Below are 25,567 nucleotides of genomic sequence, written 5' to 3' on the forward strand. Positions count from 1 at the left end.
GCTTCTTCCTTGAAGCGCTCGAAATTAAAGGATTCGTCAGTTTTCATTGTGTCTATAAGTTAAAACTAAGTTACTTATTTTCCCCCTTTGATTCAATTTGGGGTGACACAGTTTAGTTTACAATCTCAAATAGACTCTAAAAAAGATTTATTAGGATAAAGGCTTTCTCCTGTTAAATATTCAAAATCACTCTTTAAATGTTCATTATATCCCAAAAAAGCTTCTTCAATTTCTCTTATTTCATGTAAATTTGTAACAAGCTCTTTCACAATATATAATGTCAGGTAGTGCTCGCTCACCAAGTAGGCTTTAAAGTCATTGAGCAACTCATATTCTTGTTTATAAATCAGTGGAGTCTTACAAGGGATATGTATACCAATATTGCGAAAATCAAATTTTTTACTTTCTTTTTGGGCTTTTAAATATTCGATTTTTGCTGAATAATACAATAAAGTCATGGTTTTCCCTGTTCCTCTTTCTCCTGTCAAAAAAATATTCCGAGGAGAAACGATGAAGCGAGAGAAGTTATGATCTTCTATATAATAATCTAATATATCAACACTAGATAGATTATTTGCTGCGTCATATGCGAAAGGGTTACGCATTTTCCAAAGATCGTTGTTCTGAATTTATTTTTGCAATTATTTGGTCAATATCATAATCCCTGAACAGTTCTTGTAATGGTTTATGCGAATCGCCTGGGATTACTAAATCAGTTAAAGTACAATTATCAATTGTTAATTCTCCTTCTCCATGTTCAATATTTATTACCACTTTCGTTTCTTTAAAGACATCACATATAGTGCTATAATGTCTTGCAAATTTTCTTTCCTGATCAAGTTTATGAATACGCTCGTATGTAAACTCTAAAAGTTCTCTCAAGCTATTATTGTCTTTAAAATCAATATTATAAGTTAACTTTATGCTATTGCTTCCTCTATCAATATGCACATGCGTAATACTTGCATATTGATGATATATTTTACTTTCTTCATCATACAATCCGTTATTCAATTTATAAAGGGATGTTCTATGTGGACCCTCTGACAACTCATCAGCAAATCTCAGTAAAACAGCCATTTCTCTCACTTTTACATCATTACCATCTATCCCATCATTTACTGGCAATGGTTGCATAGTGTCTGCATCACGACCTTCTTTTCCACTGCTACTATGTGCAGAGGCTGCGCGCAGAACAAGTCTTCGTTCTTGTTTATATCTTGCTCTGTCTTCAGTTTGCATAGAATCGTAAATATGCTTAATTCTTGATCGAACATGATGTTCTTTACGACCTTTAATAATTCCACTATCATGGAACAGCACAATTAAACCTAAAAAATATAAGTCCATTCCTGTCAAATAACCATATTTATCACCGATCACTCTATGTATACTATTCATAACATCAGCTATATGACTGGGGTCATGCCTCGATAAATTAGGAGCAGCAGCAGCATTCTCAGGATAAATATCTTTAATAAGCTTGTTACGAACTTCCTTATACCTTACGTAATATTCGTCTCCTTTTATTTCATCAAATTGAGTATAAAGCTTCTCTTTGATTTTTTTTTCAAAGTCATTTTCAATCCAACTCATTTTATATATTCTGTAATTTTTGAAAAAACTGCTTTTGCTAAAAGTGGTGGTACAGCATTGCCTACCTGCTGTTGTTGAAATCCGATACTGCCTTTAAACTCGAACCAATCAGGGAAAGATTGTAACCGAGCGGCTTCCCTTACTGATAACCCTCTATCCTGTGTTGGATGAATTAACATATTTTTTCGATAATTACCAATAACAATAGAGGGTGTATCTTCACGCAAACGATGATAAATACCTGTATGACAACGAGTAAAGTCTTTGTAGTTATTCATTAGTTCGGCAGGAATGTTTTGCCAATTACCTCCCTGTGGGATATACTTATACCTTTTTACTACTAATTCTGAATTTCTGGTAACTTGATGATTAGCAGACTTTTCAAGATTACCTCTTAATTGATTAGCATAAGGCGAAGAGGGGTCTTTTCGATAGTTTTGCCAATTTTCACTTGCACCTACTTTCAAAATTGGTAAATCATCTAAGGCATCTTTAACTGTGTTAATGGTTAAATGTGTCGGTGTTGGAAACTCAAATTCGATTCCATCAATGCTTCCTACTATAAAAAAGCGTGTCCGTTTTTGAGGTACTCCAAAATCAACTGCATTTAATTTGGCACATGATACTTTATATCCAAGACTTTCTAAGTCGGCGACTACTTTTTCTAAAAAAAGACCACTCTCCGTTTCGGAAAAGCCTTTAACATTTTCAAAGACCACCCATTTTGGGGCAGGCTTTAAAAGTCTAACAATTCTTATAAACTGCTCAAAGAGCCAGTTATTATCATTTTTTAAGTTTCGAGTCTTTTGATTAGAGGTAGAGAATCCTTGGCAAGGAGGGCCGCCAAATAATACAATGTCTGATTTTGAAGAGATTTTAAGAGGAACCGTATTCAAAGCACGTATATCTTTATCGAATACGATTGTCTGGGATAAATTATGACGATAAGTAGTACAAGCGTGTATATCATTTTCAACTGCTAATTTCACGTCAACACCTGCTTCAAGCGCCCCTAACGACATACCTCCTGCCCCAGAAAACAAGTCAATACCTATAATTTTATTAGCCATCAAAGAAAATTTACAACATCATTTCAATGTGCTAATTTGGCAAAATCTACTAACAACAAGAATATATTGTTTAAATATTTTCCAAAATACTAAAAATCAAGCATTTACCACAAAATATCTTATAATCACCTCTCACAGTTTCCTGCTCCAACCCAACTCATACCTACCATAACCTCCCCTACACGCTACTGGGCAAAACATCTTACCTATCAAAACAAAACCCTGATATACAATCAGTTACAAAAACCAACTAAAAATAGCTATCGCCTCCTCAATCTCCCCTACTTCTTAGCCGCTTGATTAGAGGATTATTTGAAGTGGTTTTTGGAGAAAGAACGTATTTGAATCTAGCCCCAAAGAAGCATTTTATCAAACCTTAGCTAAGATTAAACAACCCACTTAGCTCACAACCATGAAAATTGTAAATTTGACTTTCAATTTTCATGGTTGGATAGGTTAGAACGCCAATTAACGCTTCGGCTCATCGGAGATTTTAGGAAAACCAACTCACCTTATCCTTCTAACCACTTCACAATCTTTTGATAGTTAGCTTGAGGAAGAGATTTTAGGAATCATTACCTCACCACTCATCACACTTCTACAAGGCGCCGTCACGAAATTACAAGGCACTACCTTAAAATCACTACTTTCCTTGGGATTAGCCGTCTTAACTTTGTATTGTTAATTTTGATCTTATCCTCTAACCTTTAACTACTGCATTAGCAGCTTATTCATGGATTTTATAGAAAACGCCGAACCTTTCGTAAAGGGGCTTTGGTACATTACTTTGCCCGCTACGCTCATTTTCTTGATTCAAACCATCATGACATTTGTAGGTAGCGACGCTTCCGATGGCTTGGATGCGGACTTTGACGGCGACTTGTCGCATACAAGCGGACCTTTTCAGCTTTTTACCTTCCGCAATCTCATCCATTTTCTATTGGGATTTGGGTGGACGGGGCTGGGCTTTTATGAACTTATTCCCAATAAACCTCTTTTGGTGGTGGTCTCTTGCGGAGTGGGCATAGGCTTAGTGATACTGTTCTTTTTTATCATCAAACAAATCCGACGTCTCAACCAAGACAATACGATGCGTCTTGATAATGCCATCGGCAAAACAGCACAAGTATATCTTACCATTCCTGCCCAACAAAAGAGTCATGGCAAAGTGCATATTAGCATCCAAAACACCCTTCGCGAACTGGATGCCGTTACATTGCAAGACTTTGCTATCCCTACGGGTGCGTCGGTAAAAATCATCGGAACTACTGCGGCTGGAACACTGCTGGTCGAAAAAATTTAAAATTATCTATAAACCCTAAAACTAAGTATTCCTTATGAGTCCTTTGATTACAATTGCCGTGATTGCGGTGGTGATTTTTGCCACTATCGCTGCGCTTTTGGCACGCTATAAGCGTTGCCCTTCTGACAAAATATTGGTCATCTATGGCCGCACTGGTACTGACAAAGACGGTTCGACTTCTTCGGCGCGCTGTATCCACGGGGGTGGAGCTTTTGTATGGCCTGTGATTCAAGATTATGCTTTTTTGGATTTAAAGCCTATTTCTATCGAAGCCAATTTGACCAATGCCCTCAGCCGCCAAAATATCCGTATCGACGTGCCTTGTCGGTTTACGGTGGCGATTTCGACCGAGGCCGACAGCATGAACAATGCCGCCGAGCGCCTCTTAGGTCTCTCGATGCAAGACATCCAAGAACTCGCCAAAGATATTTTGTTTGGTCAGCTACGTTTGGTGATTGCGACCATGACTATCGAAGAAATCAACTCTGACCGTGATAAGTTTTTGACCAATATCACCCAAAACGTAGAAGCCGAATTGAAAAAAATAGGCTTAAAACTAATCAACGTCAACGTCACTGACCTTCGCGACGAATCGGGCTACATCGAAGCTTTGGGAAAAGAGGCAGCGGCCAAAGCCATCAACGAAGCCAAAATCAGCGTAGCAGAGCAAGAAAAAATTGGGGAAATCGGAAAAGCCTCCGCCGACCGTGACCGTGATACGCGCATTGCCGAAACCCAACGTGAACGCGATATTCAAATCGCCCAAACAAAAAAAGACCGCGAAATCGTAATCGCTGCTACCTTGCGAGACGAGGCTATCGGGAAAGCAGAGGCCGAAAAAGATACGCGTATCAAAATTTCGGAAGCCAACTCATTGGCCGTTCAGGGTGAAAACGAAGCCAAAATCACCATCGCAAACTCCGAAGCACTCCGCCGCGAGCGCGAAGCCGAAGCCAACAAACGTGCCAATGCCGCCGAAAAAGTACAGCAAGCGAGGGCACTTGAAGAATCATATTTGGCCGAACAAAAAGCCGAAGCCGCCCGTGCCGAAAGAGAACGCTCGTCGCAATTGGCCAATACCATTGTACCAGCCGAAGTAGCCAAGCAACGCGCCATCATCGAAGCACAAGCCGAAGCCGAACGAATCCGCGAAAGAGCCAAAGGGGAAGCCGATGCTATCTATGCCAAAATGGAAGCCGAAGCGAAAGGTTTATACGAAATCCTGACCAAACAAGCCGAAGGTTACAAAGACGTAGTACAAGCGGCGGGTGGTGACCCTTCTAAAGCTTTCCAATTGTTGTTGATTGAGAAACTTCCTGAGCTTGTGAAGATTCAGGTAGAAGCCGTGAAAAATATCAAGATTGACAAAGTGACCGTTTGGGACAATGCCGGTGGAGGCGCAGATGGCTCTACCACGGCCAATTTTATCTCAGGGATGATGAAGTCGGTTCCTCCTCTCAACGACCTTTTCAACATGGCGGGCCTTAACTTACCTGAGTACCTCAAAGGCAATGACCCGAACCAGACCCTTTCGCTGCCCCCTGAAAAAAAATCATAACGTCTAAGGTCTAACGCGCCAAGACTGTTGGCGCGTTAGTTTTTCTTTTTCTTCACCAAGTATACTTTCCCTTTGCCTTCGTTTGTAATCACAAAATCAGTAGCATTCACAAAAGCCAGAGCCTCGGTTTGGCCTTTCGCCACTTTAATACATAAAAGTGGTTTTTGGAAATTAACTCCTTCACTTATATCAAACAGTAACACTTTACCATACGTAAGTAAGGCCAACGTTTTTCCATCAGGACTTATATCCGCCGCTGTCACCATCGCTTTGCTGTAAACGCTATCTCTGGGAGCTATTTCATAGTTTCCTGCTGTGTCAGAAACTGCATAAAGTTTTACAAAACGATTGGTTTTACTACGGTTTTTAGAAAACAAGTAAAGGCTACCTTGATGCCAAGTCACGGCTTCACAATCAAAATTACGATCATTGGGCACTGGTGGATAGGTCTTTTGGTCGGCATACTTCAATCGAATCGTTTCGGTCAATTGAGCGTCTTGCTGATTCACTTTATAAATCTGTAAATCTTGACGTCGATTTTGATTGTTTCCTATATCGGCGATATAAAAATTACCTCGGTCGTCTTTGGCCAAATCTTCCCAATCGGTGTTTTTGAGATGAGGCAATTTTAAAGTCGAAATCACTTCTCCTTTTTGAGTAACTTCATATAGTTCAGGTGGATTACCGCTATCATTATGAGTCCAGAAGGTGTTCGGTGTTTTTCCCAAAACCAATCCTGAAGTTTCTCGAATATGCTCAGGAAGCTGGCCGAGTTGAGATACTTTATACAAACTTTTTCCTCTTTTAAATCCTTCATTAGCTCTTTCATTATGACAATCGCACAAGGCAATTCGGAGCGTAAAAGCCCACCACAAAAGTTGTTGCATCATTTATTTTGATTGTTGTGTTTTTTACCGTTAGTTTTATTTCTAAATTTTCGTGCTATTTGTGAGTTTTCCCTAAATCAATGCAAAAGTCCTATTCTTTTTCTGTACGATTAGCCGCTTGGCTACTTTCTGCGATTCTTATCGTCTACATTCTGTACATGCTCCGCGAAACATTGGTTCCCTTGACTTTCTCGGTCTTGTTTGCGGTGTTGCTGTATCCTATTTGTGCATTTTTAGAGAGTTGGCGTTTTCCGAGGATTTTGGCAATTACGATTGCTCAGGTGCTTTTCTTTGCGGTATTGATGGGACTTATTTATGTCGCTTCTATCCAAATTATCAGTTTTGGCGAAGAACTTCCTCGGTTAGAGAAAAAAGCGAATTACTGGATAGACCAGGGACAAGATTTTTTGTCGGACAATTTTGGAATGAGCCGCCGCAAACAGCTCACCGAAGGTCGTAAATATCTGACCGAAGCTCTCAAAAATAGCGCCTCTATCCTCACAGGTGCCGTCGCTACTACGACTGGTACCTTGGCGTCTGCGGCGTTGGTGCCTTTGTTTGTATTTTTCTTTTTACTTTATCGAGATTTCTTTCGACAGTTTTTTTACAAAGTCTTCGATAGTCGTCACAAAAGGCGGGTCGACCAAGCCATCAAACGGATTTACGCCGTTGTACAAGGATATTTGGTAGGATTAGTATCGGTGATTTTGATTGTGGGTGTACTCAACTCAGCAGGGTTGTTGCTACTTGGGGTTCCTCATGCCATATTTTTTGGTTTTTTTGCCTCCTGTTTACTCTTGATTCCCTACATAGGATTGTTGATTGGTTCTTTGCTTCCTGCGCTGATGGCACTCGTAGCGCTTGACTCTCCGATGTATTCGCTGGGCGTATTGGCTGTGTTTGGGGTTATTCAGGTTTTGGAAGGCAATTTCATTACCCCTTATATCGTAGGATCTAAAGTGAGTGTTAACCCCCTTGCTTCTATGATTGTTTTGATTTTGGGGGGTCAACTATGGGGAGTATCTGGATTGATTTTAGCCCTTCCTGCCACGGCTATTGTAAAAGTAATTTTTGATTCTATCGAGCCACTCAAACCTTTTGGGTATTTGCTTGGAGAAGCGGAAGATGGCAAACCTATCAAAATCAAAATTCCAAATCTGACAGAAGAATAAAAACTATTGAGTAGCTACACTGTAAGAAAATGGCAAGCTATCCGAAAACTTCCCGAAGATAACGGGGGTTTGATAGTCTTTTTCCATTTTTTGCGTCATTTTTGCGCCCGTTATGTTCATCACATTGGCTCTCACAAAACTATACAATTCTTTGATGGTCACAACCCCGTTTTTGTCGCTGTCGGCCTCACCTCGCGCACCCTTGTCCAAATAATAAGTAAAATACCCATGACCAATCCGTTGGTTTTCGCGCGAGCTTTGATTGGCTTTAGAGGCCATAAAAGCTACTATGTTTTTGTCGGTTGGTGAGGTATTGGCAGGACTACCATGCGTATCGCTGTGGACTTTCATACTCCCTGTATTACAAGCATCTGCTATAAAAAACCTGTCCTTAGCACGACATTCCCGAAACGCTCTTGCAATAGCATTGTATTCCAGAAGACTCGAAGCATCTGAATCCATATCGTGCGGACATAAAACTTGATAAGTACCATGACCTGTAAAATAAAAAATAACACGGTCGTTGGGGGTAGACTTGCTAAACAAGCTTCGCATCTGAGCTATTATATTGGCTTTAGTAGCTTGGCTATCTAGCAGTTTGGCGATATTTTCGGGGGGGACGCTTCCTCCTTGTGGGCTCCTCAAAAAATCATAGAATAGATTGGCGTCGTCGTCGCAATATTCCAAATCATAAGTATTGGGATCGGTGGGTAATACTACCGATGGTCTTGAGTTAAAATATTGGTAATCAGATACCCCTACAATTACTGCGTAGGTTTGACCCTCCCCTTTATAAGTTGTATCGCTAGCGATAGCCGATTTGAGCCCTTTATAGCCTAAGTAAATTCCGCTGGCTACTATTACAAAAATGAAAATGCTTTTCAAGGTGTTCATGGATTTTGGATTTAACGTTTTCTCAATAAAGAATTAATAGTATTCCAGCCATCCAAGGCCGCAAACGGTTGTTTTTGAGCGGAGGTTTTGGGTTTATTATAAGAACTATAAGAAGGAGAAGAAGTAGGTCGGACTCGGGCTAAGGCAGTTCGGGCGTCTGAGATGCCTTGTTTGGCTGCTAATTCATAATAATAAGCCGCTTGGCTAGGGCTTGCCGTAACGCCATATCCATGTTCATAGATATAGCCTAAATTATAGTGTCCCCATTTTTCATTTTTACTAGAAGCCGTTTCAAAGTACTTTTTAGCAAGTTTAAAATCTTTGTGATTACCTTCAAGGTATATCAGACCAAGGAAATTATTGGCAATAACGACCCCATTGTTGGCAGCTAACTCAAAATACTTCTTAGCTTTTTCAGAATCTGGCATTTTGTTGCCAAGTCCTTTAAAAAAAATACACCCAATTCTATAATTAGCATCTGGATAGGAGTCATCTACCTTCTCATAAAAATCAATCGCTTTATCGATATTAGCGATAGCCCCGCCTCTTCCTTCTTCATAGTATAGCCCTAAGGCATAGTTGGTGGTATCGTCCATAAGCCATGTATTGGCGTACTTGTCCATCCGCAAAAACATTTCTTTATATACCCTGGCTGTGTCTTCGTATCGGATGGTTGAATAAAAAGTTGCTTTTACCCATTTCATGTCTTCTTTGCCAGTGGTGTACCAATTCCAATAATAGAACCCAATCAGAATGAAGCCTATCACTGCTGTTACAGCCCTATATCGTTTGAAATTATTTTTTTTAAAAGGGAGAGCAGGAGCCAACAGTTCCGCCCGGCACTTCTCTAGCTTTCTCTTGGCTTCGGTATGTTGGGCATCTATTTTCAGGACTTCTTCGTAGTATTTGACGGCTTCTTTCAAGGATTGCTCTTTCAAAAAACCAACCATACTCAAGGAGGCTTCAAAATGAGTATTCCCTTTTTCCAACATTTCTTTTATACTCAAATCGTGCTCTACACGCTTTGTTTGCTCGTCCTCTACTTTCTCTATTTTTGTCTCTTCATCTAGCAACTTGAGCAGTTCTTCTGCCTTTTGAGGCCGTTTTGCGTTGTCAACGGTCAAACATTTTTTGATAAGCGTACGATAAGGTTCGGGTACAGTGTTGATTTTAGCGGGAATCTGCCCACTTACAATCAATTTACTGATTTCGATATTCCAGCTTTCTTGACTTATGGTACGAGAAGCATCAAAGGGCAATTCGCCGACTAACAAATGATAGGCACATACCCCCACTGCCCACAAATCTACGTTGGGACGAATGTCGCGGGCTTGTATTTGCTCAGGTGCCGCATAGGCAATCGAAAGCCCAATGGCAGAGTTTTCGATGGAATGAGTATCGGTACCAGAAAGTTTACTCAACCCAAAGTCGGTTAGTTTAGGAATCCATCCTTTAGCTTGGCGCTCCATCAGAATATTTTGGGGTTTTAGATCCCGATGGATAATATGGTGCCGATGAAGATGCGCCACTCCTTCCAAAATTCCCTTAATAATCTGGTGTTTTTGGGGAAGCGTCAAATTATATTTTTTCAAAACATCGTTGAGATTGCCATCTTCATAATATTTCAAGATAGCAAAATCATAACGAAGAGGCATGAACTGAAATCGATAACAGTTGCCATAACGAACAATGTTTTCGTGCGAATCAAGCTCATCTACAAGTTGTTTTTCGTGTTGTAAATTAAATTTCTCGTGTTTTACCTCAGCTACTTTAATAGCCACATGACGCTTCTGAACCGTATCATACGCTTTATAAACCGAGGCAAATCCACCTGTTCCCAATAAGGCACGTTTGTCTTGGGTGTCAAATTCGTAGCGTTTTAAAAATGTATCGTAAGTCATCATGATTTTGTAGGTTTTATTTGACTCTTTATCGTTTTCACTCCCCTTAGGTCACTCTATTTTTTTGATTTTTTCCTTTATTTTAGGCGGCAGAGGGTTTTCAATCGCTGCAGGGGAAGACGTAATCTTAACCTTGTGTGGAGAATTGTTTTTAGACCACAGTAACCAAGCCACAGTCCCCAAAAGCACCAAAGCTGTTATTCCCAAGGCCATTATCCATTGTCTGACAAGAGGCTGAGGAGAAGGACGTGGTGGAGGTACTGAAGACAAAAGCTGCACCGCCAAATGCTCAACCGAACGGATAGGGATAAGATAGGCCGTAAAATTGTCGCGACTATGAACCTGGCATTTTGCTCTAATATGGGCGATTTTTTGAGAGTCGGATTGAGAACTGCCAACAATATCCAAGAGTTCTGCTTCTGAGAAGGATTCCAAAACTCCGTCTGTACACAACAAAAAATAATCTCCCGCATCAATCTCTTCGATTTGATGTATATCGGGCAACACACTGCTTTGGCTTCCTTGTAAGGCGCGTGTGATGATATTGCGTTTGGGGTGGTTCTGGGCTTCCCCAGAAGTGATGATACCCAATTTGACAAGCTCGTTGACATAACTATGATCTTGGGTCTGCCACAATATCACCCCGTTTCGGATATGATACACTCGGCTATCTCCGATGTGAGCTATGGTAGCTCCAAAATCGGTCAAAAACAATAACGCCAAAGTAGTAGCCATACCTTGGGTGGAGGGTTCTATTTGTTGGTGAGTTTGAAGCTGGGCTTCTGCATGAGCTACTGCTTCGTATATGATTTGGGGTAAAGGCGTTAGGGCCTTGTTATTTAAGATATATTTACTTATTGCCTGAGTGACAATAGCACTCGCGATTTCTCCTTGGTCGATGCCGCCAACTCCATCACACACCAAAAAGAGGGTGTCCGAATTCGAAACTTTATCCAACAAAGGGTAAAGATTATCTTCATTGTTGGCGCGTTGGCCTTGTTCATGCAACCCAAATGGAGGAGCTAATAAAATCTTCATATCCAAAAAAATTAGAATAGAACGGTTTGTAGATAATCAGAATGAGCTACTTCCTCCGTTGCTTTACGGGCATTTTGAGCGGTACTTAAGGTTTTGAGGACTACTTTGGTTTTACCCAATTGAAGGGTAGCACCGTCAATAATCTCAAGGGTTGTACTTTTTTGGAGGGGGTGGGTATTTATAAAAGTAGGATTGGTACAGCTGGGGTGTTCAGAAAGCCAATACTTATAGCTTCCCTCTTTGGTTTTTACAACTTCTATCGTCAGATGTTGACGGCTCATATAACGGTCTTGGGTCTGAATCATGACCTCGCATGGCTTAGAAACCGACGCTCGACCAATGGTCTGAAGCCCTAATGTTAAAGGCAATGTCTGGACTTCGGTATATTCATCATGTACTATAATCCACCCGACTTCGGTAGGGTGGTGAATCAAGGTCTGCTCCTCAAAATCGGGAGCAGAGCCTGACGGGAGAACGATTGGAATTAATTCCTGACAACGAACGCACTGAATGGAAGGGTTGTCGGATGATAACGCCTTTTCATTAAAACGCAGTCTCGCATTACACGAAGGGCAAGTGACTATCATGGATATAAATGCTTCGGAGTTGCTAGGCCAAATCTTCAGGATTCATAAAATCCTCAATACCGTCATAGTCGTTGTCATATTCATCTTCCGCTATTTCTTCGGTATTGTAGACATACTCTTCTGGGGCAGAAGAAGGGACATAACTAGAATCAGGGCTTGACATATCGGTAGGAAGTTCATCGGTTGGGGATTGAGATATATTCATCACCACAAACTGTCCTTCCGCATCAGGAACAATACCGTTGGGATTGAGGGGTGAATATTCGGCAATCCACAACGCTTGGTGAAGCTGTTTTACATCAGAAGATAAAGCAGCATATTCGTCGGCATGATAAGTATGATATAGATTTCCTCGCCATTCAAACAAGGCCCCTGCCCCAAAATCTTGACGCGCTAATTGGAAGGCTTCTCCAAAACTCAAGTGGTCGGGTGCATTGGCCACCGTAATATGGTCTGGGATGAGCGTGACAAGGGTACTTACAGGAGGAGAAGAGGAGGGTGTGGTAGTGGTGGTACTGTCTGAAGGCGTAGATACTGACTCTTCTACTACAGCGGAGGTATCGGTAGATGTAAGAGGTGTATCATTTTGAGTTTCTTCCACAGTAGAAGATTCTTCGGCATAGGCGTCAATAGCGACGGCCCCCAAGCCAGTGGCGATAGCTCCGCCTATGACGGTGGCGGTAGGTTTGGTAGGTTTTGAAGAGGCCGTGTTGATGGCTACGCTGTCTAGGATGTGTGTTTGCTCTGACATGGTTGTAAGGTTTTTAAATTGTTTGGATAAATCACTTTCTGACACTTCTACCTCTTTATCGTATGCTCCTACCGAAGGTCACCCAATTTTTTTTATTTTTTTTCAAAACCATTTAGCCTTACACCGAGGACAGTTTTTGAGACGTTCGCAGTCATCCCACGACAACCAATCATAATCCCTCAATGGCTGTTGACATTTGGGGCAAACCCATTTACGAAATATATTCTTCAACTTTTCGCGATAGAGATTGACCTCAAATTGATTTTCAAAGGCTACTACAATCAGCCTCCCCACATAAGGTAAAGCTTGTACCAAATCAGCATTTTTCTGTTTTTGAGCAATCGTCTTTTTGGTTTGTTCAATTTCTTCCCACACTGGCTTGAGTGCCTCAAACTCAGTCCTAAAATCATCGGCATCTTTATGAAATCGAAAGAGTCTGGCAACGTCGAAGTGGACTTTTCCGATGATGATTGCGGACTTGAGATTTATCATCGCTTTTCGGACGCGCAAATCATCTATAAAAGTCCCATTAGTCGAATGATTATCTTCTAAGAGCCATTGTCCAGAGGGTTGTAATGTAGCTACAGCATGATACCCACTCACGCTAGGGTCATCAATTACAATATCATTGTCGGGCTTACGGCCAATCCGAAGCGTTTGAGTTTTCATAAACTATTGGAACGAATGGCAAATATTTTGCCCTGACATACTATCAGCGAAGGTATTGATTATCAGAAAGTAGGGCAATAGTTACCACTAACTATATTGCTATCATAAAGGTAAGATACTGTCTGTTTTTTGGATAAAATAAGGGCGTTTGTCTATCCACAGCTTATAGCGACGAGTGTCGTTGTCATATTCCAAACTAATTTGGGGACGTGGTTTAGGAAGAGGGTTCCAGTACAATTCTAAGGTATTCGTAAATCGATAATGAAAGCGGTGCGTGAGGTCGTTGATGATAACAGTATTTATTTTTGTTTCTTGTTTTTTGATGCGTTTATCATTTTTGGTTTCCCATACCAGCATCGTAATAGCAAACACCTCAGTTTGGTTACCAGTTCTTATTTCGGTTTTGTCAGAAGGTAAGTTGTTTTCTTTTACTATCAGCCAAGTACTCACAATCGCCAATCCAATAGAAGCAGCTACTGCCCAATAAGTCCAATCTATTTTTTTGGTTTGCTTCAACTCCTCTCTTTGAGACTGGTTTATTGATTGATGAAAGTCTTCCATAAGGCGTCGTAATTCAGCCTTTTCACCTTGCTTATTCAAGTAAGCTCTTATCGCTTTTTGGGCTTCTACTTCGCGGCGCAACTCTTGCTTTTCATTGATAAGTTTTTCAAAAGTTGCCTTTTCAGCAGGCATCATTTCCTCATCTAAATACCGATCAATCTGCTCTGTTCTATTTTCATCATTTATCATGGCATTTTAGCGATTAAATGTTCTCAAGATTTCTTTAGCCAACTCGCGAGCTTTGTCCATACATTTGTTTTTCTGGCTTTTGGCCGAATTATCATCTTTAAATCCCAACCGCCACGCAATCTGACTCATCGGTAATTTTTCGTAATAAAAAGCGTGTAATAATTCTTGACACTTCTGGCCAACTTGACTCATTACTACTTCCAAGGCTCGTTCGTAAGGTTCTTCTTCTAATATCACTACCGCTTCTTCCAACTCCCATGTCAGGTCAGCTACCTTGTTTTGTTGGCGTAGTTTATCTATCCATTTATGATGACATACTGCATACAAATAAGTAGAAAGTTTGCTCGTTAGGACATCCAGTTTACCAGCCCTTACTTGGGTGATTACTTCTATCATTCCTTCCTGATAGATATCTTTGGCATCTTCGTTAGTACCATTGTTTTTCAATACTAAATGGGCTATTTTTCCAAAATTTTCACGATAAAACACCCCCAAAGCTTTTTCATCTCCTGCTTTTAGAGCTTGAATTAGGTTTTTGTCGGAAAATTTTGATCCTGTATTCATTTTTGAATCGAAGAAATAATAAAATGTCACTTCCAATTTAAATAATTTTTTGGGTTCAGAATAAAACCCCTTTTAGTTTTATTCTAAATTGCACGCTTTAAAGCCTATTTTTTCGTAATAAAATACTAAAATCCTTTCCTAACTTTTTGATGAAATACTTACGTGCTTTATTGAGTTTGGCGGTAGTAGCTGGATTACTTTTTGTACTAAATCGCCCCCTAGGTCCTGCACCGGCTTTAGGTCCGTTTTTCAATCCCTTTTCGGGTTTTTGGCAAAATGCTGAAAGTCACAACAAAAGCGCACCTTCTCAACTCACCCTCACTGGGTTGAAAAATGAGGTTATTGTCAAATATGATGACAATGGGGTGCCGCATATTTTTGCCCAAAATGATGAAGATTTATACTTTGCCCAAGGATATGTATTGGCCCAAGATCGACTCTGGCAAATGGATTTTTACAGCCGAGTGGCAGCCGGACGATTGAGCGAAGTAATGGGGCCTTTGGCCTTGGATTTTGACAAATATAATCGCCGACTACAACTCCCCGAAGGCGCCGAAAAAATTGCAGAAGCCCTCATGCATGACCCCACCTCCAAGATGATTGCTGAATCGTATGCAGCTGGGGTAAACGCCTACATCGACCAACTTACTTATAAAGACTATGCCATCGAATACAAGATACTGGGCTATAAGCCCGAGGCATGGTCTCCCCTGAAAACGGCTCTTGTGGAGATGGTGATGCGTAAGGATATGAATGCACGCTCTGACGATTATATGATGTCAAATGCACTTTCGAAATACGGCAAAGCCACTATTGATGATGTATTTCCGGACTATCCCGTAGAAGAGTCGCCTGTGGTTCCGGTGGGAACTAAATGGGATTTTGTGCCAGTAGCCGTTCCCAAAGTCCCCGAAATGCTCCAAGCTTCAGTAAACACACGGCTTTCTATTGAAGCCGAAAACCCCGGCATAGGCTCCAACAACTGGGCGGTTCATGGTTCACGAACCGCTACGGGACTGCCTCTTCTCGCCAACGACCCTCATTTGGGGCTGTCGCTGCCTTCTATTTGGTATCAGATGCAGCTGGTTTCTCCTAGTGTCAATGTATATGGGGTATGCGTACCGGGTTGGCCGGGTATTGGGATTGGTTTCAACAAAGATATTGCTTGGGGAATGACCAACGTAGGTTCGGATGTCTTTGATTTTTACCAAATTAAATTCAAAGATGCTTCCCGCAAAGAATATCAATACGACGGAGGATGGCGCCCCGTTACCGCCAAAATCAATGAATTCAAAGTAAAAGGCTCGGCCAGTATTCTTCACGATACAGTACATTATACGCATCATGGGCCTATCATGTATGATGAAGGCCAAAAGCCCTTTTTTAATGATACACCCGTAGGTCATGCGCTTACGTGGGTAGGGCCAGTGGCTCAGGGCAATTCTTTAAAAGCTCTTTATCTCATCAATCGTGGCAAAAATTACGAAGATTATCGAGCGATTTTGCCATTTTTGGCTTCGCCTGCTTTTAACGTGGTTTTTGCAAGCAACCAAAACGACATAGCGATTACTTCGGCGGGACATTTGCCATTGAAATGGAAAGAGCAAGGCAAATTCATTTTGGATGGTTCTAATCCCCTGCACGATTGGCGGGCGTGGATTCCCGTAGAACAAACGCCTTATGTACGTAATCCACAGCGAGGCTTTGTCAGTTCGGCCAATCAGTTTCCTGCCGACCTCACGTATCCTTATTATTTGGGGTGGAAATTTGCACCTGCCGAGCGTGGTATTCGCATCAACGAAATGCTGGCTTCCATGCAAAAAGCCACCGTCGATAGTCTCCGCTTGATGCAAAACGATAACTTCAACGTTGAGGCACGGCGTATTTTGCCAGATTTGTTGAAGATATTGGCTACCGACCCTTCCCTGAAATCCAATAAGGGTTATGAGATACTGGCGAAATGGAACCTCAAAAATGACCCTGACCAAATAGGTGCTACGATTTTTGAGCGTTGGGTACGTGAATTGAGACTCGCCATCTGGGAAGATGATTTTCCTTCACAAGATCCCAAAAAGCCGATGTTGCTCCCCACACGGGACCGTACTTGGGCTATGCTCCAAAAACAACCTACCGCCAAATGGTTTGACGATAATCGTACGCCTAATAAAGTAGAAACTGCGAACGAAATTGTGATTACGTCTTTCAAAGCAACGCTTGATTCGTTGGCAGCAAAACACGGCCCTATCAATCCTGCGACTTGGAATTGGGGCATTGCTAAAAATACTACCATCAAGCATTTAGTGCCTTTGTTTTCGGCATTTTCTCGAACAGGCGTGTACAATGGCGGTGGTGGCAATATTGTCAATGCTACCAAAGAGGGGCATGGGCCGTCGTGGAGAATGGTGGTGGAACTTGATAAATCATGGCCTAAAGCATATGGACTTTATCCAGGAGGCCAATCGGGCAATCCCGGCAGTATTTTCTACGACAATATGATTGACAAGTGGGCTAAGGGAGAGCTGAATGAGCTGGTATTTTTGAAATCAAAAGATGAAAAACATCCCAAAATCGTTGCCGAAACTTTATTGAAGAAATAAATTACAGTGTCTTAATCCAACCTTGAACAATCCCATGTTATATATTCTCATTATCGTATTAAGCGCTATTGCTCAGTTTTTTGGGCCTTGGTGGTTGATGGCAATCGTTTGTTTTGCGCTCTGCTTTTGGAAGTCTTCCAAACCAGTGAGTGCATTCGGAGTAGCTTTTCTCGCTATCACTACCTTATGGATAGGTTTTGCTACCTTTCAAAACATCTCCAATGAGGGCATCATTAGTCAAAAAATCGCTGATATTTTCAAACTTCCTAATGCCTTTTTGCTGATTACTGTCACAGGGCTGATTGGGGGAATTGTCGGAGGGTTTTCGGGCTTAGCAGGTTATTATTGCCGAAAAGCTTTGGCTTAATAGTGAGCCATTCTTAATAATGCCTAATAAAGTCAGAGACTTTATGCCGATTGCGTCCCGACAAGATGTCGGGACGAGCTGTGTGCTTGTCCCAAACTATCATTTGGGGCAACAATGGCACTGCGTCTCTGACGCAAAACATATAAACAAGTACGCTCTTTTTTATACACTAGCCTCCATCCAGCCTAAAGTGTAGTTAAAGACTGCCAGTTGCTGAGGCTCATTGTGTATTTCATGATACATCCCTTCCCATTTTTTGTAGGTGACTTTACCTTTTAGTCGGTGTGCCAATGCCTCACTAGCAGGCTGAGAAGTAATCAAGTCATCTTCACCATGCATGATAAGTAAGGGCACGGGCACTTCACCTTCGTAAGTATTCAAAAAAGAAGCTGCTTCCAATAAGCCCAAACTCGCCGCCGCCGAAATATTTCCATGTACAAGAGTGTCTTGTTTATAAGCTTCTACTACTTTAGGGTCTTTGGAAATGTGTTCTTGCTGAAGACCACTGTTTTGGGTAAAAGTAGGCACAATCGAGCGCATCAACTTACCAATAGTGACCAAAATCGGCTTAGGTTCAAAAGCCAATTGTATCCAAGGCCCCGTCACAATCACACCTTTGACGGCAGGCTTACGACGAAAGAGATAGTTGAGAACCAAATTTCCCCCCATCGAATGCCCATAGAGATAGATTTCCGTGTTTTTGTTTTGGGTATGAACATAGTCCAAAAATACCTCAATGTCGTCCAGATACGCCTCATATTTGGGAGTATGCCCACGTTTACCTTCACTTTTGCCATGTCCCCGATTATCAAGTGCATAGACCGAATAGCCGTTTTTATTAAAAAAATCAGCAAGGTGAGCATAGCGGCCACTGTGTTCACCAAATCCATGAACCAACACAATAGCGGCTTTTGGATTTTCTATTTTCCATGCCCTAGTAAAAAGCGGAAGTTTGTCTTTTGCGGTAAGGGTTTGATTAATTTCGGTCATAGGAGTTATGAATTATCAATCACCAAAGTACCTAAAAATCAATAAAAAACCTCCTTTGATTATTTTATTATTGTATCTACTACCTCGGGAATATTTGCATGGATGAGGGTTTCAAATTCGGCCTGAATTGACTGCGTTTTGTCGGCATTATACCAACGCTGAATTTGCTCCGCTACTTCGGCAGAAGAAACTCCTTGGGCTTTTAAATCAATCATCAACGCTTGTACTTCTTGAGGGCGAGGTCCCCACGTAAACAATTCTTCCAAAGTATCGGCTTTTAAACAAATCAACTTCGGAATAGAACGGCCTCCATTGGTCAGGTACGCATCCATGACATCCAGATTTTTGTCTCTCAACAAAACCTTCAATTCGATATGAGGCTGATATTCGGCCATTTTGACCAAAACTGGAATACTTTGGGCGGCATCTCCACACCATGACTCTGTCAGTACAAGCCATACGTATTTTTCTTGAATTTTATCAAGCGTTGTTTTTAGGGTATCTGTCAACTGTATCGTTTTTTCCAAACGCTTGCTACGTTGCAGATTCATTTTAGTATAGTTGAGATATGCTTCTGTATTGAGTTTAGGGGAGTCGGCAGTAGTTCGTCCTTCCGAAAAGAGAGTTTCAGACAGTGCCTTGTAGGTCTCGTATGTGTACGCTTCTTTGATGTGCTGTGGGGTAATCGTATGTTGGGTATTCATGCTAAAATAAAAGAATTGTGTTGTCTAAAATACCAACAAGAATTACCAACAAGCCGTTCGTTTAGTTTCTTAAAGAAAAGGGTAAGAAAACCGTACCTTCTGTCTTTATAATAAGTTGAATCACATTAAAGAATTATTTAGATAAATGGGAATGAAATCAAAATGGATGCTAACGGGAGCAGCAGCGATTGTGCTACTGAGTTCATTTTCGTTTTTAGGTATCTTTGAGCATAAAGTTGACTTCAATACCGAAGTGAAGCCCATTCTCAACAAGCATTGCATGGCTTGTCATGGAGGAGTAAAAAAGGCGGGAGGCGTTAGTTTTTTGTTTGAGAAAGATATGTATCAGCCTGCCAAATCGGGCAAACCTCCCGTAGTAGCAGGAGATGCCGACGAAAGCGAAATGATGCGACGTATCTTACTTCCCGAAGGGCACGAAGAAAAAATGCCTAAAGAAGCTCCCCCGCTTAGTGAAGAAGAAGTACAAACTCTCACCCAATGGATAGATCAAGGCGCTACTTGGGGGAATCATTGGGCTTACAATAAGGTCGAGCGCCCTGAGGTTCCTGCAATTGGTAGTTTTTGGGCGAGGCTAGGATTGGTAAAGGATGAAGAAACAAGCTGGGTAAAAAACGAAATTGACCATTTTGTGTTGGAAAAACTTCGTGAACAAAAACTCACACCTGCACCCGAAGCCGACCGCGCCACGCTGATTAGGCGCTTGAGTTTAGACCTTACGGGCTTGCCTCCTACCGATGAGCAAGTCAAACAATTTCTGGCAGATTCTTCCCCCAAAGCTTACGAAAATCTGGTTGATTCGCTTTTGGCTTCTCCTGCTTATGGCGAACGTTGGGCGGGTACTTGGCTCGACCTCGCCCGCTACGCTGATACCAAAGGCTACGAACGCGACCCTGGCCGCAATATCTGGCGATACCGAGATTGGCTCATCAAGGCGTTTAATGAAGATAAGCCGTATGATAAATTTGTGGTAGAACAACTAGCCGGTGACTTACTTCCCAACGCTACCGACGATAATCTAATCGCGACGGGTTTTCACCGCAATACCATGACCAACGACGAAGGAGGAACCCAAGACGAAGAGTTTAGGGTAGCGGCGGTCATCGACCGGGTCAATACGACTTGGGATGTGTTTCAGGGTACGACTTTTAGCTGTATTCAATGCCATAGTCATCCTTATGACCCCTTTACCCACGAAGAATACTATAAATATTTAGCCTTTTTCAACAATACCCGTGATGAAGATGTCACAAGCGAGACGCCTACTTTGCGGTTTTACAAAACCGAAGATTCGCTGCGTATTGTCAAAGTAGAAAATTGGATTAAAAACCACTCTGCTTCTTCGTCCAAGGCCATGAGCTTAGAGGACTTTAGGCTTTTTGTGAGAATCGTAGAACCCAAAGTCAATTCGCACGATTTTGACCAACATGTCAATGCTTCTCTACTGGATGCCAAGTACTTTGGAATGCAAGACAATGGTTCGGCACGCTGGCCTAATGTCACCTTGACCGATAAGAACCGTCTCTTGATAGCCATTGGAACCAATGCCGAAAACGCCGTTGTGGAGCTACATCAAGATAGCCTTCATGGTAAGGTTTTGGCAAAATTGGACGTACCCCAAACAGGCGGCGCAGGTCGTGATACAGTGGTGATTTTGCCGGTAAGTCCCGACGCAGGCAAACATCACCTTTACTGGACTCTCAAAAGCCCTAAAACTCCTAAAGATTGGGTACAAATCAAGTGGGCTGCTTTTCAGCAAGCCTTACCGGGAAGTAATCAACCGGGTTTTGTAGAAATCGAAAAACTCTACGCCCAAATCTTAACGGGCAACGTAGAAGGAACTCCTATCATGTACGACGGTCACGGTGATTTGAGTCGCGCTACCCATGTATTTGTAAGAGGGAATTGGACTGTAAAAGGTACAAAAGTGGCGCCTAGCGTTCCTCATATTTTCAAAGCCAAAACTTCTTTCAAAAATCGTCTTGATTTGGCGCATTGGATGACCTCCCGAGAGCATCCGCTCACGGCACGGGTGGCCGTCAATCGCTTGTGGGAGCAATTGTTTGGTATAGGGATTGTCGAAACGGTCGAAGATTTTGGTTCTCAGGGCATCGCACCTACGCACCAAGCATTGCTTGATTGGCTATCAGTGGAGCTAATGGAAAATCATCAATGGAGCCTTAAAAAATTGCTTAAGCAAATGGTTTTATCGGCTACTTACCGACAAAACTCTGCCACTACACCCGAAAAATTAGCCAAAGACCCTTATAATAAATGGCTGTCGCGAGGAGCACGAGTGAGGCTTTCTGCCGAACAAGTTCGCGACCAAATGTTGGCAGTCAGTGGTTTATTATCTTCCAAAATGTATGGTCCAAGTGTAATGCCTCTGCAACCCGATAATATTTGGCTATCACCTTATGATGGAGCTAAATGGCGACTTAGCGGTGGCGAAGACCGCTATCGCCGCGCACTTTATATTTATTGGAAACGAACGGCTCCTTATCCTTCGATGGTCACCTTCGATGTGCCAAGTCGGGAATTTTGTCAGGTGAGACGTATCCGTACCAACACTCCCTTGCAAGCTTTGGTAACACTCAATGACCCAGCTTATTTAGAGGCGGCACATTGCCTTTCCGAAAATATAGCCTCCCAATTCAAAACCCCACAACAACAAATCAGCGAAGCTTATCGACGATTGACTTATCGTTCAATCTCTCCCAAAAAGCTACAAGTGTTGTTGAAACTATATCACAATTCACTGATTGAATATCGCAAAGACCCAACAGCTACTCAAAAACTACTGGCCCATGATGGCAACGCTACTCCCGAACTTGCTGCGCTTACCACTACTGCCAACGCCATGCTCAACCTAGATGAGGTGGTTACGAAAGAATAACAAACCTTGGCAACGTTTGGAATGTTGCCAAGGTTGAGCGAATTAACGCCGCCAACATTTAAAACGTTGGCAGCGTTAATTTTTTAGTTCAGAAATTTTAGTATAATTGGGTCATAAACGATTCCAAACCAGATGAAAATACAATTCTTCGGAGCGGCTCGCCGCGTGACCGGCACCAAGCACCTCATTACGACCGAAAAAGGCACCAAGATATTGCTAGATTGTGGGATGTTTCAGGGTATCAATACCCAAGACCTCAACCAAAATTTAGGCTTTTCAGCCAAAGATATTGATTTTGTGATTCTGTCTCATGCCCACATCGACCATTCGGGATTACTGCCACGATTGGTTCGAAAGGGCTTTAGAGGGCCTATTTACTGCACACCTCCCACTGCTGATTTGTGTGGTATTATGCTTTTGGACAGTGCTTTTATCCAACAAAAAGACCTAGAACGCATCAACGAACGTCGGCGCCGAAGAGGCGATGAAGAATTAGAATTACTTTACAATGAAGATGATGTTCGTCAAACCTTAGATTTGATGGTGCCAGTAGACTATCATCAAGATTTCTGGCTCAATCGTGATGAAGTCAAAGTGCGATTTACTGATACGGGTCATATCTTAGGAAGTGCGGCGATTCATCTCACTATCAAAGACCAAGGTATCGAAAAGCAGGTTACTTTTAGCGGGGACGTGGGTCGCCCCGACGACAAAATACTGCGAAGCCCCGAGCCGTTTCCGCAAGCGCAAATCATCATTTGTGAATCTACCTACGGCGACCGCAAGCATGAGCCTGAGCCAGACGTGAAAACTCATTTGCTGCGTATTGTACGTGATACCTGCGTTACGCGGGGGGGCAAGCTTATCATTCCTGCTTTTGCCATCGACCGTACCCAAGAGCTTATTTATGCCCTCGATCAGCTTGCCAATGAGGGTTCATTGCCACGTCTAAAGGTGTTTATTGATAGTCCGTTGGCGATTAAAGCTACTTCCATCATGCGTAAACATGACGAATATTTCAATCCTGACATTTTGGAATACATCGAAAAAGACGGGGATGCTTTCAACTTTCCTAATTTGTATTATGTATCGGATGTCAATCAGTCCAAAGCGATCAACGACCTCAAAGAGCCATGTATCATTATCTCAGCTTCGGGTATGGCCGAGGCGGGTCGTATCAAACATCACATCAAAAACAATATTCTCGATACCAACAATACTATCTTGATGGTGGGCTACTGCTCTCCCGATAGTCTAGGAGGCGCTCTCAAACGCGGCGATGCAGAAGTCAAAATCTTTGGAGAAACCTACCCTGTAAGGGCACGCGTGGAAGTAATGGACTCCTTTTCAGGTCATGCCGACTATACCGAACTCATTCAGTTTTTGAAATGCCAAGACCCCACCCAAGTAAAGACGTTGTTTTTGGTACATGGGGACTACGAAAGCCAAATTGCCTTCAAAGAAAAACTCCAAGCGGAAGGATTCCGTAATATCGAAATCCCAGTTCAAAATGAGGGGTATTTTATGTAGAGAATAAAACACATCATTGTAGAACTCACCAAATACGGTTTGCTTTGAGAGCCTTGCCGAAGTGGTGGAATTGGTAGACACGCTACTTTGAGAAATTAGCGAGCTTTATCCTGTAAGAGTTCGAGTCTCTTCTTCGTCAAAATAATCTCGAAGACCGGAAAGCCTAGCACTTAGATGTCCGATAGAACGAAGAAACTCAAAATTTATAGTCAAAAAGGTTTAAGTTTGACTTCTCCGAAGTCCTGAGTCTGAATACGAAAACCTCGTACTACAAAGATTAAGCTTCTCCGAAGCTATTCTTTCACAACAGTATTCTGCCTCGGAGAGGCGTAAGGTTTGTAGCTAACAGGCCCACCAACAAAAACAAACGACTTCGGAGAAGTCAAATATAAAATTGCTTGAAGAAAGAATTAAAGAACAGTTTAAAAAGGATAGCTACCACAAATTAGAAGTTTTTTAGGAATCATCTAAATTCTCAATGACTCATATTTGCTTTGCCATTTATTACCTCTTCAGCACCTTCCTCCAAAAAAACGTGAGGACTTTGCTCAAAAAATTCAGATAGGGCATATGATCGGGAAAAGTGAAGAGGCGTGGCTCTTCTAGCAAGTTGGGTGTAGCATAAAAGCGGAGGTAATTTTTAAAGTATTTCAACTTACTAAAGCCTGCGTCTTGCTGGCTCAATATAAGTCGAGTATGCCGCCATTTGGGTCCTAATTGACTCCAAAACACTTCACTTTTTTCCCAATAAAGAACCACTTCTTCAGCGCGATAGCTGCTTTTATCGTGGGACCAATGATTTGAGAATACCGCTGGAACAGGATACCCTAGGAAATGCTCTACTAGCCATGTTCCCCCCAACAATATTCGTTTCATCTTGGCTTTTTCGGCAGTCTGCAATAATTGTTGCCAATCCATGTAATTTTGATGAGTTTTAAAAAACATCAACAAATCACAAAGACTTTTCAGTTGTAACCATGCCTCTCTGCCTCCATGATGTACAAGCATCATTAAAAATATATTTTCGTCGGAGGGAATATCAACTTCTGTCTGATGAATTTTTAGGGTTTGGGTATGCTGAAAAAGGGTGTTGTCCTTGATTGTATACCAATAAAAAGCCTCAGACAATCGCCAATGAAAATCTATGTAAAAAGTAATCCCTTGTTGACTTTGTTTTTTCAAAGCTACCTCGTGCCATCCATAAATTGACAATACGTCTTTGATGAGCTGTGGCGTAGAGATGTTTGGGGGCAGTGTCCCTTTAAATTCAAACTCATAGCCATCTTCCAACAAAACCTCTAAACCTGCTTGTGCTTCTTCTCTAGGCAAATACAAATCAATGTCGCCCACCTCTCGTAAGCCATTGTTTTGGTAGATTTTATGACTCAACAGGCTTCCTTTATAGGGTAAAACACGTACTTGTTTTTTTTTCAGTAAATTTAAAAGCCGTGCCGTTTCTTGATCCATGAGCAGATTGTGCATGGAATGTTGCAAAGCGCGATGCTGATATTGCTCTAGATAAGAAACTGGAATTTTGTGAGGGGAGCATTTTTTGAAGGCAGCGTAAACAATAGGTCTAACCTTATGGTAAGCTGCCATTTGAGTGAGCCGCTTCCAATGGACGGACGGATGGCTTACCAACTCCTCCAAAACATCAGGTTTGACATCTAATAAGCTTATTTTACAGGCTTCAATCAGTATTTGAAGTTCGGTAGATAAACGCAT

Annotated in this window: 22 protein-coding genes and 1 tRNA gene; 8 read left to right on the top strand and 15 right to left on the bottom strand. The window is 41.9% G+C overall.

The window, feature by feature from the left end; genetic code table 11:
• Positions 1-125: 125 nt before the first annotated feature.
• Genes P1X15_RS25220 through P1X15_RS25230 form a run of 3 tightly spaced genes read right to left on the bottom strand, consistent with a single transcriptional unit; the run spans position 126 to position 2,666 of the window.
• A complete protein-coding gene (locus P1X15_RS25220) occupies positions 126-605 on the bottom strand; it encodes a hypothetical protein (protein ID WP_277340913.1) in 480 nt (159 codons plus the stop codon).
• Positions 598-1,596 (bottom strand): hypothetical protein, encoded by a 999-nt coding sequence (locus P1X15_RS25225; protein ID WP_277340914.1) that lies wholly within the window; start codon positions 1,594-1,596, stop codon positions 598-600. The genes P1X15_RS25220 and P1X15_RS25225 overlap by 8 nt, the downstream gene beginning before the upstream one ends.
• Positions 1,593-2,666 (bottom strand): DNA cytosine methyltransferase, encoded by a 1,074-nt coding sequence (locus P1X15_RS25230; RefSeq protein WP_277340915.1) that lies wholly within the window; start codon positions 2,664-2,666, stop codon positions 1,593-1,595. Before P1X15_RS25230 ends, P1X15_RS25225 begins: the two co-directional genes overlap by 4 nt.
• 733 nt (positions 2,667-3,399) lie before the next feature.
• On the opposite strand from P1X15_RS25230, the gene P1X15_RS25235 reads away from it, so the two are divergent.
• Positions 3,400-3,969, top strand: coding sequence for a serine protease (locus P1X15_RS25235; RefSeq protein WP_277340916.1), 570 nt, complete (start codon positions 3,400-3,402; stop codon positions 3,967-3,969).
• Between the two features lie 34 nt (positions 3,970-4,003).
• The gene (locus P1X15_RS25240) at positions 4,004-5,527 is read left to right on the top strand and encodes a flotillin family protein (RefSeq protein ID WP_277340917.1); all 1,524 of its coding nucleotides are present in this window, start codon (positions 4,004-4,006) and stop codon (positions 5,525-5,527) included.
• 35 nt (positions 5,528-5,562) lie between these two features.
• Here P1X15_RS25240 and P1X15_RS25245 read toward each other — a convergent pair whose 3' ends face one another.
• Positions 5,563-6,417, bottom strand: coding sequence for an SdiA-regulated domain-containing protein (locus P1X15_RS25245; protein ID WP_277340918.1), 855 nt, complete (start codon positions 6,415-6,417; stop codon positions 5,563-5,565).
• A gap of 77 nt (positions 6,418-6,494) precedes the next feature.
• Here P1X15_RS25245 and P1X15_RS25250 point away from each other — a divergent pair, with 77 nt between their 5' ends.
• Positions 6,495-7,586 (top strand): AI-2E family transporter, encoded by a 1,092-nt coding sequence (locus P1X15_RS25250; RefSeq protein ID WP_277340919.1) that lies wholly within the window; start codon positions 6,495-6,497, stop codon positions 7,584-7,586.
• Between the two features lie 3 nt (positions 7,587-7,589).
• On the opposite strand, the gene P1X15_RS25255 is transcribed toward P1X15_RS25250, so the two are convergent.
• The 8 genes from P1X15_RS25255 to P1X15_RS25290 form a co-directional block, all read right to left on the bottom strand.
• Positions 7,590-8,480, bottom strand: a complete 891-nt coding sequence (locus P1X15_RS25255; protein WP_277340920.1) for a caspase family protein — start codon at positions 8,478-8,480, stop codon at positions 7,590-7,592.
• 11 nt (positions 8,481-8,491) lie between these two features.
• Positions 8,492-10,384, bottom strand: a complete 1,893-nt coding sequence (locus P1X15_RS25260; RefSeq protein ID WP_277340921.1) for a serine/threonine-protein kinase — start codon at positions 10,382-10,384, stop codon at positions 8,492-8,494.
• A 48-nt stretch (positions 10,385-10,432) separates the two neighbouring features.
• Positions 10,433-11,419: a PP2C family serine/threonine-protein phosphatase gene (locus P1X15_RS25265; RefSeq protein ID WP_277340922.1), complete on the bottom strand. Its 987-nt coding sequence runs from the start codon at positions 11,417-11,419 to the stop codon at positions 10,433-10,435.
• Positions 11,420-11,430: 11 nt separating this feature from the next.
• Positions 11,431-12,006, bottom strand: coding sequence for an FHA domain-containing protein (locus tag P1X15_RS25270; RefSeq protein ID WP_277340923.1), 576 nt, complete (start codon positions 12,004-12,006; stop codon positions 11,431-11,433).
• 22 nt (positions 12,007-12,028) lie between these two features.
• Complete coding sequence (locus P1X15_RS25275; protein ID WP_277340924.1) at positions 12,029-12,757, bottom strand: hypothetical protein; 729 nt, start codon at positions 12,755-12,757, stop codon at positions 12,029-12,031.
• Between the two features lie 102 nt (positions 12,758-12,859).
• A complete protein-coding gene (locus P1X15_RS25280) occupies positions 12,860-13,426 on the bottom strand; it encodes an FHA domain-containing protein (protein WP_277340925.1) in 567 nt (188 codons plus the stop codon).
• 102 nt (positions 13,427-13,528) lie between these two features.
• On the bottom strand, positions 13,529-14,176 hold the full coding sequence (locus tag P1X15_RS25285; protein ID WP_277340926.1) for an anti-sigma factor: 648 nt from the start codon (positions 14,174-14,176) through the stop codon (positions 13,529-13,531).
• Between the two features lie 6 nt (positions 14,177-14,182).
• Complete coding sequence (locus tag P1X15_RS25290) at positions 14,183-14,740, bottom strand: RNA polymerase sigma factor (RefSeq protein ID WP_277340927.1); 558 nt, start codon at positions 14,738-14,740, stop codon at positions 14,183-14,185.
• Between the two features lie 149 nt (positions 14,741-14,889).
• Between P1X15_RS25290 and P1X15_RS25295 the strand changes: the two genes are divergently transcribed.
• Together P1X15_RS25295 and P1X15_RS25300 are read left to right on the top strand one after the other, a co-directional pair.
• Complete coding sequence (locus tag P1X15_RS25295) at positions 14,890-17,337, top strand: penicillin acylase family protein (RefSeq protein ID WP_277340928.1); 2,448 nt, start codon at positions 14,890-14,892, stop codon at positions 17,335-17,337.
• Between the two features lie 34 nt (positions 17,338-17,371).
• Entirely contained in the window at positions 17,372-17,704 is a 333-nt protein-coding gene (locus tag P1X15_RS25300; RefSeq protein ID WP_277340929.1) for a hypothetical protein, read from the top strand.
• A 162-nt stretch (positions 17,705-17,866) separates the two neighbouring features.
• Here P1X15_RS25300 and P1X15_RS25305 read toward each other — a convergent pair whose 3' ends face one another.
• Together P1X15_RS25305 and P1X15_RS25310 are read right to left on the bottom strand one after the other, a co-directional pair.
• Complete coding sequence (locus P1X15_RS25305; protein WP_277340930.1) at positions 17,867-18,694, bottom strand: alpha/beta hydrolase; 828 nt, start codon at positions 18,692-18,694, stop codon at positions 17,867-17,869.
• A 59-nt stretch (positions 18,695-18,753) separates the two neighbouring features.
• Entirely contained in the window at positions 18,754-19,398 is a 645-nt protein-coding gene (locus P1X15_RS25310) for a thioredoxin family protein (protein WP_277340931.1), read from the bottom strand.
• Positions 19,399-19,549: 151 nt separating this feature from the next.
• Here P1X15_RS25310 and P1X15_RS25315 point away from each other — a divergent pair, with 151 nt between their 5' ends.
• The 3 genes from P1X15_RS25315 to P1X15_RS25325 all read left to right on the top strand — a co-directional run bounded on the left by P1X15_RS25315 (position 19,550) and on the right by P1X15_RS25325 (position 23,981).
• On the top strand, positions 19,550-22,312 hold the full coding sequence (locus tag P1X15_RS25315; protein ID WP_277340932.1) for a DUF1553 domain-containing protein: 2,763 nt from the start codon (positions 19,550-19,552) through the stop codon (positions 22,310-22,312).
• 132 nt (positions 22,313-22,444) lie between these two features.
• Positions 22,445-23,842: an MBL fold metallo-hydrolase RNA specificity domain-containing protein gene (locus P1X15_RS25320; protein WP_277340933.1), complete on the top strand. Its 1,398-nt coding sequence runs from the start codon at positions 22,445-22,447 to the stop codon at positions 23,840-23,842.
• Between the two features lie 55 nt (positions 23,843-23,897).
• Positions 23,898-23,981, top strand: a tRNA-Leu gene (locus P1X15_RS25325).
• 365 nt (positions 23,982-24,346) lie between these two features.
• On the opposite strand, the gene P1X15_RS25330 is transcribed toward P1X15_RS25325, so the two are convergent.
• Entirely contained in the window at positions 24,347-25,567 is a 1,221-nt protein-coding gene (locus P1X15_RS25330) for a nucleotidyltransferase family protein (protein ID WP_277340934.1), read from the bottom strand.

This window comes from Runella sp. MFBS21 (assembly GCF_029433105.1).
Taxonomy (GTDB): domain Bacteria; phylum Bacteroidota; class Bacteroidia; order Cytophagales; family Spirosomataceae; genus Runella.